The 16,681-nt window shown below is 38.0% G+C and carries 12 protein-coding genes; 7 read left to right on the forward strand and 5 right to left on the reverse strand.

Features of this window, described 5'->3' with window-relative positions; translation table 11 throughout:
• The first annotated feature begins 1 nt into the window (after position 1).
• The gene (gene dapC / locus MMY79_RS11315; protein WP_252613517.1) at positions 2-1,171 is read left to right on the forward strand and encodes a succinyldiaminopimelate transaminase; all 1,170 of its coding nucleotides are present in this window, start codon (positions 2-4) and stop codon (positions 1,169-1,171) included.
• A 62-nt stretch (positions 1,172-1,233) separates the two neighbouring features.
• Here the strand turns inward: dapC and MMY79_RS11320 are convergent, their stop codons facing one another.
• The 5 genes from MMY79_RS11320 to msrB form a co-directional block, all read right to left on the reverse strand.
• Positions 1,234-3,459 (reverse strand): TonB-dependent receptor, encoded by a 2,226-nt coding sequence (locus MMY79_RS11320; protein WP_252608510.1) that lies wholly within the window; start codon positions 3,457-3,459, stop codon positions 1,234-1,236.
• A 108-nt stretch (positions 3,460-3,567) separates the two neighbouring features.
• Positions 3,568-4,200: a LysE family translocator gene (locus tag MMY79_RS11325; RefSeq protein WP_252608512.1), complete on the reverse strand. Its 633-nt coding sequence runs from the start codon at positions 4,198-4,200 to the stop codon at positions 3,568-3,570.
• A gap of 64 nt (positions 4,201-4,264) precedes the next feature.
• Complete coding sequence (locus tag MMY79_RS11330) at positions 4,265-5,110, reverse strand: AraC family transcriptional regulator (RefSeq protein WP_252608515.1); 846 nt, start codon at positions 5,108-5,110, stop codon at positions 4,265-4,267.
• Positions 5,110-5,595 carry a glutathione peroxidase gene (locus tag MMY79_RS11335; RefSeq protein ID WP_252608518.1) on the reverse strand — a complete coding sequence of 162 codons (486 nt, stop codon included), beginning with the start codon at positions 5,593-5,595 and terminating at the stop codon, positions 5,110-5,112. Before MMY79_RS11335 ends, MMY79_RS11330 begins: the two co-directional genes overlap by 1 nt.
• Positions 5,592-6,011: a peptide-methionine (R)-S-oxide reductase MsrB gene (msrB, locus tag MMY79_RS11340; protein ID WP_252608521.1), complete on the reverse strand. Its 420-nt coding sequence runs from the start codon at positions 6,009-6,011 to the stop codon at positions 5,592-5,594. Before msrB ends, MMY79_RS11335 begins: the two co-directional genes overlap by 4 nt.
• A 238-nt stretch (positions 6,012-6,249) precedes the next feature.
• Between msrB and MMY79_RS11345 the strand changes: the two genes are divergently transcribed.
• The 6 genes from MMY79_RS11345 (at position 6,250) to cysE (ending at position 16,642) form a co-directional block, all read left to right on the forward strand.
• Positions 6,250-7,680 (forward strand): pyridoxal phosphate-dependent aminotransferase, encoded by a 1,431-nt coding sequence (locus MMY79_RS11345; RefSeq protein ID WP_252608523.1) that lies wholly within the window; start codon positions 6,250-6,252, stop codon positions 7,678-7,680.
• A 474-nt stretch (positions 7,681-8,154) separates the two neighbouring features.
• Complete coding sequence (locus MMY79_RS11350) at positions 8,155-9,462, forward strand: dicarboxylate/amino acid:cation symporter (RefSeq protein ID WP_252608526.1); 1,308 nt, start codon at positions 8,155-8,157, stop codon at positions 9,460-9,462.
• Between the two features lie 687 nt (positions 9,463-10,149).
• On the forward strand, positions 10,150-11,217 hold the full coding sequence (locus MMY79_RS11355; RefSeq protein ID WP_252608527.1) for a type II asparaginase: 1,068 nt from the start codon (positions 10,150-10,152) through the stop codon (positions 11,215-11,217).
• 199 nt (positions 11,218-11,416) lie between these two features.
• On the forward strand, positions 11,417-14,980 hold the full coding sequence (gene dnaE / locus MMY79_RS11360) for a DNA polymerase III subunit alpha (protein ID WP_252608528.1): 3,564 nt from the start codon (positions 11,417-11,419) through the stop codon (positions 14,978-14,980).
• 14 nt (positions 14,981-14,994) lie between these two features.
• The gene (locus tag MMY79_RS11365; protein WP_252608529.1) at positions 14,995-15,834 is read left to right on the forward strand and encodes an RNA methyltransferase; all 840 of its coding nucleotides are present in this window, start codon (positions 14,995-14,997) and stop codon (positions 15,832-15,834) included.
• Positions 15,827-16,642, forward strand: a complete 816-nt coding sequence (cysE, locus tag MMY79_RS11370) for a serine O-acetyltransferase (RefSeq protein WP_252608530.1) — start codon at positions 15,827-15,829, stop codon at positions 16,640-16,642. The genes MMY79_RS11365 and cysE overlap by 8 nt, the downstream gene beginning before the upstream one ends.
• Positions 16,643-16,681 lie beyond the last annotated feature (39 nt).

Here is a 16,681-nt window from a genome sequence, read left to right on the forward strand (position 1 = left end):
AATGAACTCTAGCTTGTCGTTATTGCACCCATATCCATTTGAAAAGTTAAACCAACTTTTTAAGGATATCACTCCTGCTCATCTTCCCTTGATTCCACTATCAATTGGTGAACCTAAGCACCCAGCACCAGAGTTTGTTAAACAGGCAATTATTGACAACTTTAATCACCTCTCAACTTACCCAAATAGTAAGGGCTTGCCAGAGCTTCGCCAAAGCATTGCAGAGTGGCTAACTAAGCGTTTTAAACTTAATAGCATTAGTGCTGAAAACCACATTTTGCCAGTGTCTGGTACGCGTGAAGGGATTTTCTCATTTGTTCAGGCGCTCATTAACCGTGAAGACGCACCGTATGTGGTAATGCCGAATCCGTTTTATCAAATTTATGAAGGTGCCGCTCTACTGGCTGGTGCAAAACCTTATTTCATCAATTGCACCGAAGAAAATGGCTATTTAGGTGATTTTGATGCTGTACCCGCAGAAGTATGGAAAAAAACTGCCCTTCTTTTTGTATGTACACCGGGCAATCCAACTGGCACGGTACTTTCTAAAGAACAATTCAAAAAGCTAATTGCCTTATCTGATCAATATAATTTTGTTATTGCTTCTGACGAATGCTATTCAGAACTTTGGTTCGAGCAAGCACCTACAGGTTTATTAGAAGTTTGTGCGGAACTTGGTCGAGATGACTATAAAAACTGTGTCGTATTTCATTCACTTTCTAAACGCTCAAACTTACCGGGTTTACGCTCAGGTTTTGTAGCGGGTGATGCAGAATTATTAAAACCATATTTGCAGTACCGTACCTATCATGGTGCAGCAATGCCTGTTCAACATCAGCTTGCATCTATTGCGGCATGGAATGATGAAAACCATGTTGAAGAAAACCGTAAGCAATATCGTGCAAAGTTTGATTTATTCCAAAACGAACTAGATCACTTATTACCTCTGCAAAAGCCAGATGCGGGTTTTTATTATTGGTTAAAAGTCGATAACGATGAAACTTTTGCCAAGATGTTAATGGAAAAAGCCCATATTAAAGTTTTACCGGGTCGTTATTTATCTCGTGACACAGATCAAGGTAACCCTGGCGAAAATCATGTACGTATGGCTTTAGTCGCCGATTTAGCACAATGCGAAGAAGTGGTTAAGCGTTTAAAAGCAATTCTTTAACCTCACAAAACTCTTTAATTAAAAGGCCTCCATATTGGAGGCCTTTTAATCTTGCTCTTTAATTAGAAATCAAAAGATGCGCTTAATAAGAAAGTACGTGGCGCTCCTGCAACCAAATAGCCATTATTTGTATTTCCTGAACTATTGATATTGTCTGAAAGCCCAACGGATGACCAATAATCTTTGTCAAATACATTATTTACCATAAAGTTGAATGTAGTCGGTACTTGTCCAAATTGAGTTTTATAACTTGCACCCAGATCAAGTGTTGTCCAATCTTTTACTTTCAAATTGTTATCAAGACTTGCGTATGTAGAACCTGTATAAGTCACTTGAGCATTTAAAGATACATCTTGTGGAATCGGTAATTTCCATGTTGTACCAATATTTGCCTGAAACTTAGGTACACCCACCTCATAATTATCATTATATTTTTCAGCTCCAGTATTCTTTTGTTTAGCTTGCATCCAAGATGCGCCACCCAAAACCGTAATAGAGTCTGTTAATTTTCCATAGGTATTTAATTCGACACCTCGGTGAACATACTCACCTGCATCACTAAATACATCATCTTGTAAAATAGCGCGCTGTTTATTGATATCAAATAAACTTAAACTAACGCCAATGTCATCAGTTTCATATTTAGCGCCCACTTCTTTTTGTTTAGCAACAAATGGTTTAAGCGTAGTAGTAACATTCCCTGTAGTACGACTTAAACCTTTTGCCAAAGACTCGATGTAGTTAGCATAAACAGAAACTTCTGGAGTAATTTTGTAGGTTACACCCAAAGCTGGTGTAAATTTACTTTCATCATAAGATGATGTTTTACCTTGATCATCATATCCATAAGTATCTTGCATAATGGTCTGATAACGACCGCCCAGCATAACAATTAATTTGTCATCTAGTGCCTTTAAATTATCGCCAATAGCAATACTTCTTAAACGCGTTCTTGTCGTTAGTTTAGGCGAATCTAAATCATTGCCATGATAAAGCGGAGAACTTGCTACAGGCTGATCATATTGTATCGGGTTATAAATATTAGTTTTTAAGAGTTCACTCTCGGCTGAGTTCATAAAATACGCATTGCGTGTATTTTGCTGAAATGCAGCTGCTGAAAGCACTAAGTTATGTTTAATTTTTCCCGTATTAACTTGGGTACGTATCCCGACCTCACCCGTATTCACCATATCAACACGCGCATTGTCAAAACGGTAAAGAGTTCCGTCACCCGTAGCAGCATTAGTCAGCGTAACATTCCCTAAACTATTTTGCTCAACACCATGTCGAAAACCATAAGCTGCATAAGCCGTCGTGTTTTCAGTTAAATCATACTCAGCACGATAGCTCCCGAAATAATCCTCTTCATTTGAATAAGACCATTTTTGAGCATAATTTTTAGAACCATCAATAGGGTTAGGAACTGAAGTTAACCCACTTCCTAGGGTGACATTTGGGCGAGTAGCTTTTAAACGGTTATTGCTATACCCCATATCACCTGAGATACGTAAATTATCACCACGATAATCTAAGCCGATAGATGCCAGACCTAATGATTTTTTTTCATCATCTATGGCTGTATTTCCACCATGGTATGCAGTATTTACACGCACACCAAATTGCTGATTCTCCCCAAAACGACGAGAGATATCATTTGCAACATAACCACCATTAAAATCAGTTCCTACAGTCACACGATTTAGTGGATCATTAGCAGCACGCTTTGGTAGCAGATTAATTGCTCCACCAATTCCTCCATTTCCAGGCATTGCGCCATTTAAAAATGATGAAGCACCTTTAAGAACCTCAACACGTTCAAAAAGTTCTGCTGGAATATACTGACGAGGTAAAATCGAATACAAACCGTTATACGCTGTATCATCAGAACCTAAGTTAAACCCACGAATATAGTAACTTTCTTGAAAATTGCCATATCCACGCCCTACTCGTACACTGGGATCAGCTTTTAAAACATCTCCAACGCTCTTTGCCTGATGTTCCTGAATATATTGGCTGGTGTAACTTGTTAAGTTAAAAGGAGTATCTAAATTAATCTGATTTCCAAAAATACCAACTCGACCGCCTTTAGCAACCTGACCACCAGCAAATGCCTCCATCAAACCTTCTGCTGATGCATCGGCACTTGCAGTAATATGAATAGTATTCAATGTAACTGGATTTTCACCTGTTGTTTGTTCTTGCACAGCATCATCTGCTGAAACAGTGGTTAATCCATAGCATGAAATACATGCCATCATTGCTACTAAGGGTTTCAGTTTCCGTTTCATCTATCGCACTTGAACTTACAGCTATTAATGCAGCGATAATAAATGATAACTATTATTATTTATATAAGCATTTTCACTATCCAATAAAATATTAATGAGAGCAGATTATTAAGTTGTAATTAAAAGTAATCCAGCGAAAATTGCAAATGTGATACTTGAACAATAATATAGCCCTCTGGACACTCGTTTTAAGCAGTCCAACCACCGCTTTTGACTTAATAATTTAACTAAAAGATAATTCCAGCAAAATACGACTGCAACCATCCATCCACTCATTAGTAATTTTTGCACCAAACTAAATTGATGCTGAATAAGCAACATCAAGCTACTATAAAACATAATATTTTTAGGATTAAAAAGACTGGATTGCAAGCCCAGAGTCAAGCTTTTAACTTGACTTTGATAACTATAATCTTGTTCAACCACACTATTTTCATCAACATTAATATTTAAAGTTGCTCCTTGAGCGGCCCTAAAACAAAGAAAGCTCAAATAAGCTAAATATCCAGCTCCAAGCCATTTAAGTAGTAAAAGAATGGTTGTACTGAAATTGCCAAGCACCGTGAATCCAAATAGACAAACCATTAAGATCAAGGCATTACCAAATGTAATTCCTGCAATGATGCCATATGTATAACGTGAACCTTTTTGCAAAAGGCCAGTGAGAATAAGAAAAAAATCTGGTCCCGGGGATAACAGTGCTAAAAAGTGAGTAAAGGCGATAACTAAAAAAACTTCCATAACGATTTCATCTTTAAAACTGTATGGAATAGCTTAAAAATAGAGAAAAATAATTTATTGTAAATTATTGCGCGGCTGCGAGTTGGAACTGGCGAGGAGTGATTCCTGTATGTGCTTTAAAAGCTTTATGAAAATGGCTCTGATCACTAAAGCCCAAATTTACTGCCAACTCTACGAGTGAAATCCCCTCTTTCAGCTGGGCTCTGGCCTGATTAATTTTTAAATTAATTTGAAATGCATGGGGCGTTAAGCCAACATTGGCTTTAAATAGACGAATAATTGCATATCGACTAAGACCCACCTGCTGCGCAAGCTCTTCTAGAGAAATAAATCGTTCAGATGATTTAATAATATGAATTAACACTAAGAAGTCTTCATACAAATATTGAGTTTTCTGTATTTCTTCTAATATAAAATGTGGTAATAACAACTGAGTAAGGCAATAGATAAGCGACTGTTCTTTTTCAAGAATCAATTTTTGAGAGTCAAATAAAGTTTTATTCATACCAGAAAAAGCCTGATATAAAGACTCATCTTTAATAATCAGAGGCCTATGCTGGGGCAAATTTAAATCAAAGCCCTCTTTTTGAAATTCGGCATACCATTGATTAAGCCAAGATATATCCAAATGCAACATCTGGTAACTCCAAGCCTGATCTGGCAATGGATTACAAGAATGTTCAATGTGGGCAGGTACAATGACTAACGTACCAGCAGAGATCTTTTGTGCTGTACCAAATGAGCTTTGAAAAACGCTATTCCCTTCATCTATAGCTCCAATAGAAAATGTTGGATGACTATGAGATTTATAACATGTTCGGCTAAAACAAGATCTTCTGGTTTCAACATAAGGCATTCGCCCATCTTGCCAAAGCTCAAAAGCTTGAGGAATAGCGTTCATTGAATTCATTAACCTGCTAATGCTTTTTCAATATCAGCTTCTAATGCCTCTGGTTTGGTCGTAGGAGCATAGCGATTAAGCACAGCGCCATCTTTACCTACCAAAAATTTGGTAAAGTTCCATTTAATCGTGCTACTGCCTAAAATACCTTTAGCTTCACGTGTTAAATATCTAAAAATCACGTGTGCTTCTGGTCCTTTTACATCTACTTTCGCAAACATCGGGAATTTCACCCCATAGTTGCGCTGACAGAATGTACCGATTTCTTTATTGTTACCCGGATCTTGCCCCCCAAACTGGTTGCAGGGAAAACCTAAAACTTCCAAACCTTGATCTTTATATTTCTCATAAAGTTTTTCAAGACCAGCAAATTGTGGTGTAAAACCACATTTACTTGCAGTATTTACAATTAGTAAAACTTTACCTTTGTAATCAGCTAATTGCTTAACTTCACCCTCTAACAGTTCAGCTTCAAACTGATAAATATTACTCATGGATAGGTTTCCTCATCATTTTTTTCTTGTGATTTCAGTTGTAATGATGCCGAGTTTACACAATAGCGCAAACCAGTCGGCTGTGGTCCATCTTCAAAAACATGCCCTAAATGGGCTTCGCAATCATGACAAACTATTTCTGTTCTGACCATACCATGCGATAAATCGTCATGTTCTTCAATTGCAGTTGCCTCAATCGGTTTAAAGAAGCTAGGCCAACCACAACCACTGTCATATTTAGTATCTGATGAGAACAATTCTGCCCCGCAGCAACGGCAGACATAGGTACCATGTTGCTTAGTATTCCAGTATTGCCCCGTAAATGCAGCTTCAGTGCCCTTTTGTCGTGTGATCCGATACTCTTCTGGTGATAACTCTCTTTGCCATTCCCGGTCTGTTTTATTGACTTTTCCCATGACATGCACCTTTATTCTGATGTAAACATTTCTGATGATTGAGTTTTATATTTACGCCATTCATCACAAAAACACTAGTCTCTGAACGTAAAATTTGTTGGAATTTAATCATCTAAGCAACAGAAAGCAAAAAGTAAGCAAATCTCAAAACCAAAAGTAAGCAAATTTATGTTTTATTTTCTTTCAAGGAAGCAAAGATGGTGCTACTCTTGTATAGCACGGTTGTATAGGACAAAACATGTCTCAGAAAAAAAGTGTGCTTTTCCAGCAACTATTACCAGTTATCAAACAGTATCAGCAATCGGGCTTTACCCATGAAAAAATTGTTGAATTACTAAAAGATCAACACGATCTGAATTTGGTAACAGTTAAAACATTTAAAAGTTATTTATACCGATATGCAAAAGTGAATCCAGCTATGTCTAAAAATACTGCTCCCCTCCAATCTATGCCAACTTCTCGAGAAATAAAGAAATCATCGAAGCTTGAGCATGTTTGTTATGACATTCGTGGCCCAGTATTACGAGCCGCCAATGAAATGGAAGAGCAAGGACATAAGATCATCAAGCTAAATATCGGCAACCCTGCTCCATTTGGTTTTGAAGCCCCACAAGAAATTATTAATGACGTTGCTTTAAACCTACCAAATGCGATTGGTTATGTTGATTCGAAAGGTATCTTTCCAGCACGTAAAGCTATCTGCCAGTATTATCAACAAAAAGGCATCCTAAATATGCACGTTAATGACGTGTATATTGGTAACGGTGTGTCTGAACTCATTGTTATGGCGATGCAAGGCCTACTTGATGATGGCGACGAGATGTTGATTCCAATGCCGGATTATCCGCTTTGGACAGCAGCTGTTAATCTTTCAGGTGGCACAGCAATCCACTATAAATGTGATGAAGAAAATAGCTGGTATCCAGATATTGCTGATATTGAAAGCAAGATTACACCGAATACTCGCGGTATTGTCATCATTAACCCGAACAACCCTACTGGTTCAGTTTATCCACGTCATATTCTTGAACAAATTGTAGTACTTGCAAAAAAATATGATCTAATTTTATTTGCTGATGAAATTTACGACAAAATTATTTATGACGGTATTGAACATGTTTCAGTAGCTTCATTAGCAGGCGACCAGCTTTGCGTATCTTTCAATGGTTTATCAAAAGCTTACCGTATTGCAGGTTTCCGTTCAGGCTGGATGGCAATTACTGGAGATAGAAGCCGTGCTGCTGACTATATCGAAGGTCTAGATATGTTGGCATCAATGCGCCTATGTGCAAACGTTCAGGCTCAATATGCGATTCAAACTGCTCTAGGCGGTTATCAATCAATTAATGACCTGATTCGTCCAGGTGGTCGTTTGTACGAACAGCGCAATATTGCTTGGGAAATGCTAAATGAGATTCCTGGTGTAAGCTGCGTAAAACCAGATGGAGCAATGTACTGTTTCCCTCGCCTCGATCCAAATATCTATCCAATCGAAGATGACGAAAAATTAATGCTTGATTTGCTACGCGCAGAAAAAGTGTTATTGGTACAAGGTACGGGCTTTAATTGGCCAACTCCAGATCATTTCCGTGTGGTTTTCTTACCTGCTGAAAATGAATTACGAGAAGCAATTACTCGCTTAGGTCGTTTCTTAGCCAACCGTCGTTAAAAAAATGCATATCAAAAAAGGTATCTTAAAATAGATGCCTTTTTTGATAATTTTATTTTATTAATTTAAAAAGAATTCGCCAAAACGCACTCACCTTCTGTCCTTTATAAAAATAAGATATTGAAATTAAATATTTTTCTTTGAAAATTTAATTCTATTAATCTTTAAATTTAGTTTAAAAATTCATTTATATATTTTTTACCATACGTTTAAATTTGTGTGCAATTTCACGTCTTCCTCAACCTTTATTATGCAAAAAATGCATGGATCAGTATATTTTTGCATTTCACACTGCTTCAAAATCGAGCAACAATCCTTTTCCATAACAACATCACCATATTCGATTCGGTTAAAACAGATACAGATATCTAGGAAGATAAAATCGGTAGAACGACCGGACTGAATTAACAAGGAAAGCTTTTAATCATTCAAATCCCATCAAAGAATGATTGAATCAAATGGATAGAGGTTCATATGAAGCAAAAGAAATTGCTCAAGTATATTGTTATTGCTATTTTACTTGGCGTACTAACAGGTTGGATTTGTCACCACTTTTTCAATGAAGGTGAACAACTCAAACAAATCGCTTCTTATTTCAGCATCGGCACAGACATTTTTTTACGTCTCATCAAAATGATTATTGCTCCATTGGTATTTGCCACAATTGTTTCAGGCATTGTATCAATGGGGAAATCTACATCGATTGGTAGCATCACACTCAAGTCAATGACTTGGTTTATTACTGCTTCGTTTGTATCGCTTGCCATCGGCATGGGTTTAGCAAACTTTTTCCAACCTGGTGCAGCTCTAGACTTAGCACTACCAACAGCTCAACAACTTAGTGGCGCTTCTCTCCCAACGACCACTGGCTTTACATTGCAATCATTCTTAAGTCATGTGTTTCCACGCAGTATTGCAGAAGCAATGGCCAATAACGATATTTTACAAGTACTTGTTTTCTCAATTTTCTTTGGTTCAGCACTCGCTTTTGTAAATCAAGGCAACGAGAAAGAGTCTGTTATTGTTCGTTTGACTGAAGAACTTAGCAAAATCATGTTCCGTATTACCGATTACGTCATGATGTTTGCTCCTTTTGCAGTATTTGCTGCAATCGCTTCAGCAATTACAGTACAAGGTTTAGGCTTGATTGTTGACTATGGTATTTTAATCGCTGAGTTCTATTTCGGTCTTCTGCTACTTTGGATTGTTTTGTTCTCTGTTGGTGCAATCGTACTTAAAAAAGATATTTTCCGCTTAGGCAAACTAATTCGTGAGCCTGTAACTCTTGCTTTTGCTACAGCTTCAAGTGAATCTGCCTACCCTAAAGTAATGGACGCACTCAATAAATTTGGTGTACCTAAAAAAGTAACTAGCTTCGTATTACCACTGGGTTATTCATTTAACCTCGATGGCTCAATGATGTACACGACTTTTGCAGTACTGTTTATTGCTCAAGCTTACAACATTGATCTTAGCTTCACTCAACAAATCTTAATTCTGTTAACTCTTATGGTGACAAGTAAAGGTATTGCTGGTGTATCACGAGCTTCAATTGTGGTTATTTCAGCAACACTCACCATGTTCCATTTACCAGAAGCAGGCATTCTCTTATTGCTTGGTATTGATCAGTTCCTCGATATGGGTCGTACTGCAACAAACGTAGTAGGTAACAGTATTGCTACCGCAGTTGTTGCGAAACTTGAAGGCGAAAAAGTAACTGACACTGAAGAACTACCAGAGCCTGCATTAATTAAATCAACTCAAGAACAAACAACCGCTTAAGTTTCTCTTTTCTCCCACTCTCCCAACTTAAGAGCAATTTTATATGACCTTATAAAATTGCTCTTCTTTTTATTCTAAAATTAAACAATAAAAATTTATCTATATTTTTATATTAAATAATGAACCAGATAATTAATTTTAACTCCTATTAAATTTTCTTAAAGTAAACCTTAAAAATAGAATAAAAATTACTCAAACAGAATTTATAATTCTATAAATAAACACCAAGTGATTAAATTTTAATTCAGTTTATTACAGCTTAACTATATTAAACTATTAAAATTATTATTTATCTTATACATTTAAAAATCTACATAATTTCATTTATAAATAACAATATATAAAATCAACAGCATAGAATTACCAAATGGTAAACAAAACCTCACCACACCCATTATTTCTTAATTTTATAATGATAAAAAAATCATTTGATTTCTTTATATTAAAAAGTAAACAAATCGAGATAAATTAGAAAAACTTAATAGATTTTTTATTTTATTCATGTTATTTATTAACGCTAAATAAAGGCAATGACTAAGCAATTGTTGATGAAACAAAATGCTATTCAGGGATGCTTCTTATTCAAACAAGTTATGAATATGTTTTACATGGTATGTATTTTGCTTAGGAAAAGCAGACATATTCGACAAACTTTTTTACTTTCGTCACTTCATAAGGATATTTTCGATGTTGACTAAAACTGTTAAATCTTTAGGTTTAGCGATGGGCTTATTGGCCTGCTCTCTCCCACTTTATGCAAAAAATAATGTAGTTGTTGTTGCCACTGGCGGTACTATCGCGGGTGCTGGCGCAAGTTCAGCAAACAGTGCAACTTATACTGCTGCAAAAGTTCCAGTTGATGCCTTAATTAATGCTGTTCCACAAATCAAAGATTTGGCAAATGTAACTGGTATTCAAGCATTACAAATCGCTTCTGAGAGTATTACTGACAAGGAATTATTAGAAATTGCTCGTCAAGTAAATGAGCTTGTTAAAAAGCCATCTGTTAATGGTGTCGTGATTACACACGGTACAGACACTTTAGAAGAAACAGCATTTTTCTTAAATTTGGTTGTTCATACTGACAAACCGATTGTACTTGTTGGTTCAATGCGCCCTTCAACTGCTCTTTCAGCAGATGGCCCGCTTAACCTTTATAGTGCAGTTGCTTTAGCAGCTTCTGATGACGCAAAAAATAAAGGCGTTATGGTTCTCATGAACGACTCTATTTTTGCTGCACGTGATGTAACTAAAGGCATTAACATTCATACAAATGCTTTTGTTAGCCAATGGGGCGCTTTAGGTACATTAGTTGAAGGCAAACCATACTGGTTCAGACAATCTGTAAAACGTCATACGAATGCTTCAGAATTTAATATTGAAAATATTAAAGGCGATGCACTTCCAACTGTACAGATTGTTTATGGTTCAGACTCGATGCTTCCAGATGCATATGAAGCGTACGCAAAAGCAGGTGCTAAAGCGATTATTAATGCAGGTACTGGTAACGGTTCTGTACCAAAATATATCGTACCAACGTTACAAAATCTTCACGACAAGAACGGTATTCAAATTATCCGCTCATCACGTGTTCCACAAGGTTTTGTATTACGTGATGCAGAACAACCTGACTCTCAATATGGTTGGGTAGCAGCACACGACTTAAATCCACAGAAAGCGCGCCTTCTTGCAGCATTAGCTCTTACCAAGACGACAGATGCTAAAGAAATTCAACGCATGTTCTGGCAGTACTAAGTTTTTCAACCAGCTCAAGCCTAGATGTTTGAGCTGGTCATATTTTATAAAAATAATGTCTTTTATATTAAATCTGTACAATAGATGTTCAACTCATTCTTCTTGAATAATAAAATCCTTAACAGTTTGCCAAAATATTAACCATTTCCTTTTAACTTTGCGTGTTAAACTATGCTGTAGTCGCATTAAGGATTGGTTTATGCAGTTTGTTCATCTAGGTATTTATACAGAATTTTCGATTACAGAGTCGATAGTTCGCATACCTGACTTGGTCAATGCTGCGGTTAAAGACCAAATGCCTGCATTGGCATTAACTGACCTTTCGAACCTCCATGCTGCGGTAAAGTTTTATAATTCTTGTTTAAAAAAAGGAATTAAGCCTCTTTTAGGTAGCACAATTCGCCTTGATGATGCTCAACATCGTGCAACATTACTAGCAATGAGTGATGTTGGGTGGAAAAGTCTTACCGAAATCGTTTCACGCGGTTTTATTGAAGGGCAACAGCTTAGTATTCCATGTGTACAAAAAGAATGGGTACTTGAACAGCATCAAGATATTATCGTTTTACTTGGCCAGCATAGTGATGTTGGTCAGATGCTTTGCTCATCGAATCCTCAAAAAGCTGCTCCCCTTTTAGAAGCATGGCTCGAAAAGTTTGGTAACCGTGTTTATCTTGCTTTAACACGTACCGACCGTCCCGGTGAAGAAGACTTTATTCAAGAAGCAGCTAAACTTGCTGCACAATATAATATTGGTGTGGTTGCGCATAATGATGTGCACTTTGTAGAAAAAGAAGATTTCGAAGCACATGAAGCTCGTGTTTGTATCGCTGATGGCTATGTACTAGCAGATAATCGCCGCCCACGCATATATAGTCCTGAGCAGCACTTTAAAACCTCAGATGAAATGATCGAATTGTTTTCCGATATTCCTAGTGCTATCGAGAACACCTATCATATTGCTAAACGCTGTAACGTTAAACTACAACTTGGCACCTACTTTTTACCTGACTACCCAATTCCAGATGGTTTTACCATCGACACTTATTTTGAACATTTATCTAAAGTAGGTTTGGAAGAGCGTTTAAATTATCTTTACCCTGTTGAAAAACGTGGCGAAGACTGGCCTGAGATTCGTAAGCCTTACGATGAACGAATTGATTATGAAGTTGGTATTATCCTGAAAATGGGTTTCCCAGGCTACTTCCTCATCGTCATGGACTTCATTCGATGGGCAAAAAGTAATGGTGTTCCTGTCGGGCCAGGTCGTGGTTCAGGTGCAGGTTCATTAGTCGCCTATAGCTTAGAAATTACTGACCTTGACCCTCTTCGTTACGATCTACTCTTCGAACGTTTCTTGAACCCAGAACGTGTATCGATGCCAGACTTTGACGTCGATTTCTGTATTGCCGGACGTGACCGCGTTATTGATTACGTATCACGTACTTATGGTCGCGAAGCCGTTTCACAAATTGCAACTTTCGGAACTATGGCAGCAAAAGGTGCAATCCGTGATGTTGCACGTGTATTAGGTAAATCTTATGGTTTAGCTGACCGTATTTCAAAAATGGTGCCGACCAAACCGCTCGGTGTGGACTTAGCCACTGCCATTGATATGGAACCTCAGCTTAAAGATATTGTGACCAATCCATCTAACCCAGATAACGATGATGCAAGCGAAATCTGGGAAATGGCATTAAAGTTAGAAGGTGTAACCCGAAATACTGGTAAACATGCCGGAGGTGTAGTTATTGCACCAGGTAAAATTACCGATTTCTCGGCTGTACTTTGTGATGCAGATGGCACAAACCGCGTTGCTCAATATGATAAAGATGATGTAGAAGCAGCGGGTCTGGTTAAATTCGACTTTTTGGGCTTACGTAACTTAACCGTTATTGAAGACGCGATCCAAAATATTAATAAAAACCGCGACAGTAATGATCAGCTCAATATTTTACATGTTCCTTTAGACGACGCTAAAGCATACTCTGTCTTTGCCGATGCAAATACGACAGCGGTATTCCAGTTTGAATCCGTCGGTATGAAACGGATGCTTAAAGAAGCACGCCCAAGCAAATTCGAAGAAATTATTGCGTTCGTATCCTTATATCGTCCGGGCCCAATGGACCTGATTCCTGACTTTATTCACCGTATGCATGGTGGAGATTTTGAATATCTTCATCCTCTTTTAGAAGGTGTATTAGAGCCAACTTACGGGATTATGGTTTATCAGGAACAGGTAATGCAGACTGCACAGATCTGTGCAGGTTACACATTAGGCGGCGCAGATTTATTACGCCGTGCAATGGGTAAAAAGAAACCTGAGGAAATGGTCAAGCAGCGTGAAATTTTCCTAGAAGGTGCTGCCGAAAAAGGGATTGATGAAAGTACTGCAAACCATATCTTTGACTATATGGAAAAGTTTGCAGGCTATGGTTTTAACAAATCTCACGCCGCTGCTTATGCGCTGGTTGCCTACCACACAGCATGGTTAAAAGCGCATTACCCTGCTGAGTTTATGGCAGCGGTAATGACATCGGAAATGCAAAACACGGACAGTGTTGTATTTTTGATTGATGACTGTCGAAATAATAATCTTGAGGTCTTACCACCCTCGGTCAATATGTCGACTTATCACTTCCATGCAAGTAATGATAAAACGATTGTTTACGGTTTAGGCGCAATTAAAGGCGTTGGCGAACAAGCAATGCAGTCAGTTATTGACTCTCGTCGACAATTTGGTCCGTATACAGATCTATTCGATTTTTGCCATCGTATTGATTTGAAGAAAATCAATAAACGTACTCTTGAAGCTTTAATTCGCGCGGGTGCACTCGATTGCTTGGGAATTGAACGAGCAAGCTTAATGGCACAATTGCCTGAAGCTGTTCAAGCTGCTGATCAAGCTCGAAGTAACCGTGAAAGCGGTATTATGGATTTATTTGGTGAGGTTGAAGAAGTTCAGCGTAAGCCAGCTAAACCAGTAAAACCTTGGAGTGACGAGGTTCGTCTCAAAGGCGAAAAAGATACACTTGGTTTGTATTTAACGGGACATCCAATTGATGTTTACCGACAAGAACTCAAATCTTTTATTCCCGTAAAACTAAATGAAATTACAGCTACGCGTCGTGGTGTTACAACCGTTTATGCGGGTTTGGTCATTGATGTCGCAAACTTCCCGAACCGTGTGGTTATTGTACTTGATGATGGTACTGCACGTATTGAAGTCAGCTGTAATCATGAACGCTTCCAACGTTTTAAAGATATCGTTCAAGTGGAGCGTGTTGTAATTTTCGAAGGCGAAATCTATGAACGAGAAGGCTTTGATCGTCCAATGGGACGTTTAACCAAAGCTTTCACGTTAAATGAAATAAGACAAAAACGTGCTAACAGTATTCAAATCAAATTAACAGAAGAGTTCATGCAGCCAACATTGGCAAAAGATCTACAAAACATGATCTTGCCATTTTGCAATGTAGATATGCATCAACATATCACTCTACAGTTACAGATTGATCAACCCTATGCTCAAGCCGAACTTCAGTTTGGTCCGCAATGGAAAGTCGCTCCTCTAGATGAATTACTTGCTAAACTCAGAGATTATTTTGGTAAAGATAATATTTATATTGAATATCAAGTAAAGTCGAAAGCAGCTAAAGCAGCAGACCCTGTTCGTCCACATGCTGTTGCCTCTCCTCCTGCAGGTATGTCTATGGACGATGCGTTGGATTTATACCAAAGCGAAGTTTCTCAATATTCGTAATTTCTGGAAATGTTATGAGTTCGTTTGACCACACCACCGTGTCAAAGCAATTAGCACAAGTGCGTATTGTCATGGTAAATACGACTTTGCCTGCCAATATTGGCAGTGCTTTACGTGCCATGAAAACAATGGGACTAATTAAATTAGTTCTCGTAGCACCAAAAACATATCCTCATCCAGATATACAAGCACTTGCTGCGGGTGCTCAAGATTTATTTGAACATCTTGAGATTGTAGACACCTTAGAAGATGCGATTAAAGATTGTCATTTAGTATTTGGAACAAGTGCACGTAGTCGCACCATTCCTTGGCCTTTACTTGATGTGCGACCTGCGGCTAAAGAAGCTATTAAGGCAACCGCTCAGGGACAACAAATTGCTATTGTTTTTGGCCGTGAAGACCGTGGTTTAACTAACGAAGAATTAGCACTAGCAAACTACCATCTAACAATTCCTGTAAATCCTGACTATGGCGTATTAAATGTTGCGCAAGCGATTCAGGTTGTATGCTACGAAATTCGAATGTCTGCTCTGGAACAAGAGCAAGTTGATCAGAATGTAGATGAAATGCCATTAGTGCAAGGTCAAAGCATGCAATGGGATGAACCTTTGGTGACTCAGCAACAAATGGAAGAGTTTTATCCTCATCTAGAGAAAATGCTGACTGAAATTGAATTTTTAGATCCAGAAAATCCACGTTTATTACCTTTACGCTTGCGTCGTTTATTTGGTCGTATACAATTAGATCGTATGGAATATCATTTACTTCGCGGTATTTTTAGTCGCGTGCAAGCTTTAACAAATGGTAAATGGAAAAAAGCATTATCTGACAAGGAGGATCAACCCAATGCTTAAGCAGCTTAAAGAAGATATAAAAGCTGTATTTGCGCGAGATCCTGCTGCCCGCAATACACTTGAAGTTCTGACAACTTACCCAGGTATTCATGCAATTATAATGCATCGTGTTGCACATGAATTATGGCAAAAAGATTGTAAAGGTACAGCTCGCCTACTTTCTTCATTTAGCCGTTTTGCTACAGGAATTGAAATTCATCCTGGCGCTAAAATCGGTAAGCGTTTTTTTATTGATCATGGCATGGGTGTTGTGATTGGTGAAACTGCTGAAATTGGTGATGATGTTACGCTTTATCATGGTGTTACCTTAGGTGGTACCACATGGAAAACTGGTAAACGTCACCCAACTTTAGAAGATGGTGTGGTCGTTGGTGCGGGTGCGAAAATTTTGGGTCCATTTACTGTAGGTAAAGGTGCCAAAGTCGGTTCAAATGCTGTGGTGACTAAAGCTGTTCCTGCTGGAGTAACTGCTGTAGGAAACCCTGCTCGCTATATCTATAAAGATGCCGACAAAACTAAAGATAAAGATGAAGAACGTCGCCGCGATTATGCACAAAGTATTGGTTTTGCTCCATATGCGACAACTGCTGATCAGTCAGACCCTATTTTAGAAGGTATGCGCGTTTTGCTTGATCGTATTCAGCACAATGAAACACGTATGAATAATTTATGTCAGCGTTTATCAGAACTAGACCCTAGTTTCAAAAAAGAAAGCCAAGATGAACAACCTTTTAGTGATGAAGAGCTAAAAATTCTTGAAGAAGTGCGTCGTGAATGTGGTGCACAAAACAAGATATCAAAAACGTAATACTCTTGATTCATAATGTAACACGCTTACCCTTGCATG

Source organism: Acinetobacter sp. XS-4 (assembly GCF_023920705.1).
In the GTDB taxonomy this organism is placed as follows: domain Bacteria; phylum Pseudomonadota; class Gammaproteobacteria; order Pseudomonadales; family Moraxellaceae; genus Acinetobacter.

Bases quoted from the DNA above. Each gene is read 5' to 3' on its own strand.
- dapC (WP_252613517.1), top strand. From the start codon at position 2: ATGAACTCTAGCTTGTCGTTATTGCACCCATATCCATTTGAAAAGTTA.
- MMY79_RS11320 (WP_252608510.1), bottom strand. From the start codon at position 3,459: ATGAAACGGAAACTGAAACCCTTAGTAGCAATGATGGCATGTATTTCA.
- MMY79_RS11325 (WP_252608512.1), bottom strand. From the start codon at position 4,200: ATGGAAGTTTTTTTAGTTATCGCCTTTACTCACTTTTTAGCACTGTTA.
- MMY79_RS11330 (WP_252608515.1), bottom strand. From the start codon at position 5,110: ATGAATTCAATGAACGCTATTCCTCAAGCTTTTGAGCTTTGGCAAGAT.
- MMY79_RS11335 (WP_252608518.1), bottom strand. From the start codon at position 5,595: ATGAGTAATATTTATCAGTTTGAAGCTGAACTGTTAGAGGGTGAAGTT.
- msrB (WP_252608521.1), bottom strand. From the start codon at position 6,011: ATGGGAAAAGTCAATAAAACAGACCGGGAATGGCAAAGAGAGTTATCA.
- MMY79_RS11345 (WP_252608523.1), top strand. From the start codon at position 6,250: ATGTCTCAGAAAAAAAGTGTGCTTTTCCAGCAACTATTACCAGTTATC.
- MMY79_RS11350 (WP_252608526.1), top strand. From the start codon at position 8,155: ATGAAGCAAAAGAAATTGCTCAAGTATATTGTTATTGCTATTTTACTT.
- MMY79_RS11355 (WP_252608527.1), top strand. From the start codon at position 10,150: ATGTTGACTAAAACTGTTAAATCTTTAGGTTTAGCGATGGGCTTATTG.
- dnaE (WP_252608528.1), top strand. From the start codon at position 11,417: ATGCAGTTTGTTCATCTAGGTATTTATACAGAATTTTCGATTACAGAG.
- MMY79_RS11365 (WP_252608529.1), top strand. From the start codon at position 14,995: ATGAGTTCGTTTGACCACACCACCGTGTCAAAGCAATTAGCACAAGTG.
- cysE (WP_252608530.1), top strand. From the start codon at position 15,827: ATGCTTAAGCAGCTTAAAGAAGATATAAAAGCTGTATTTGCGCGAGAT.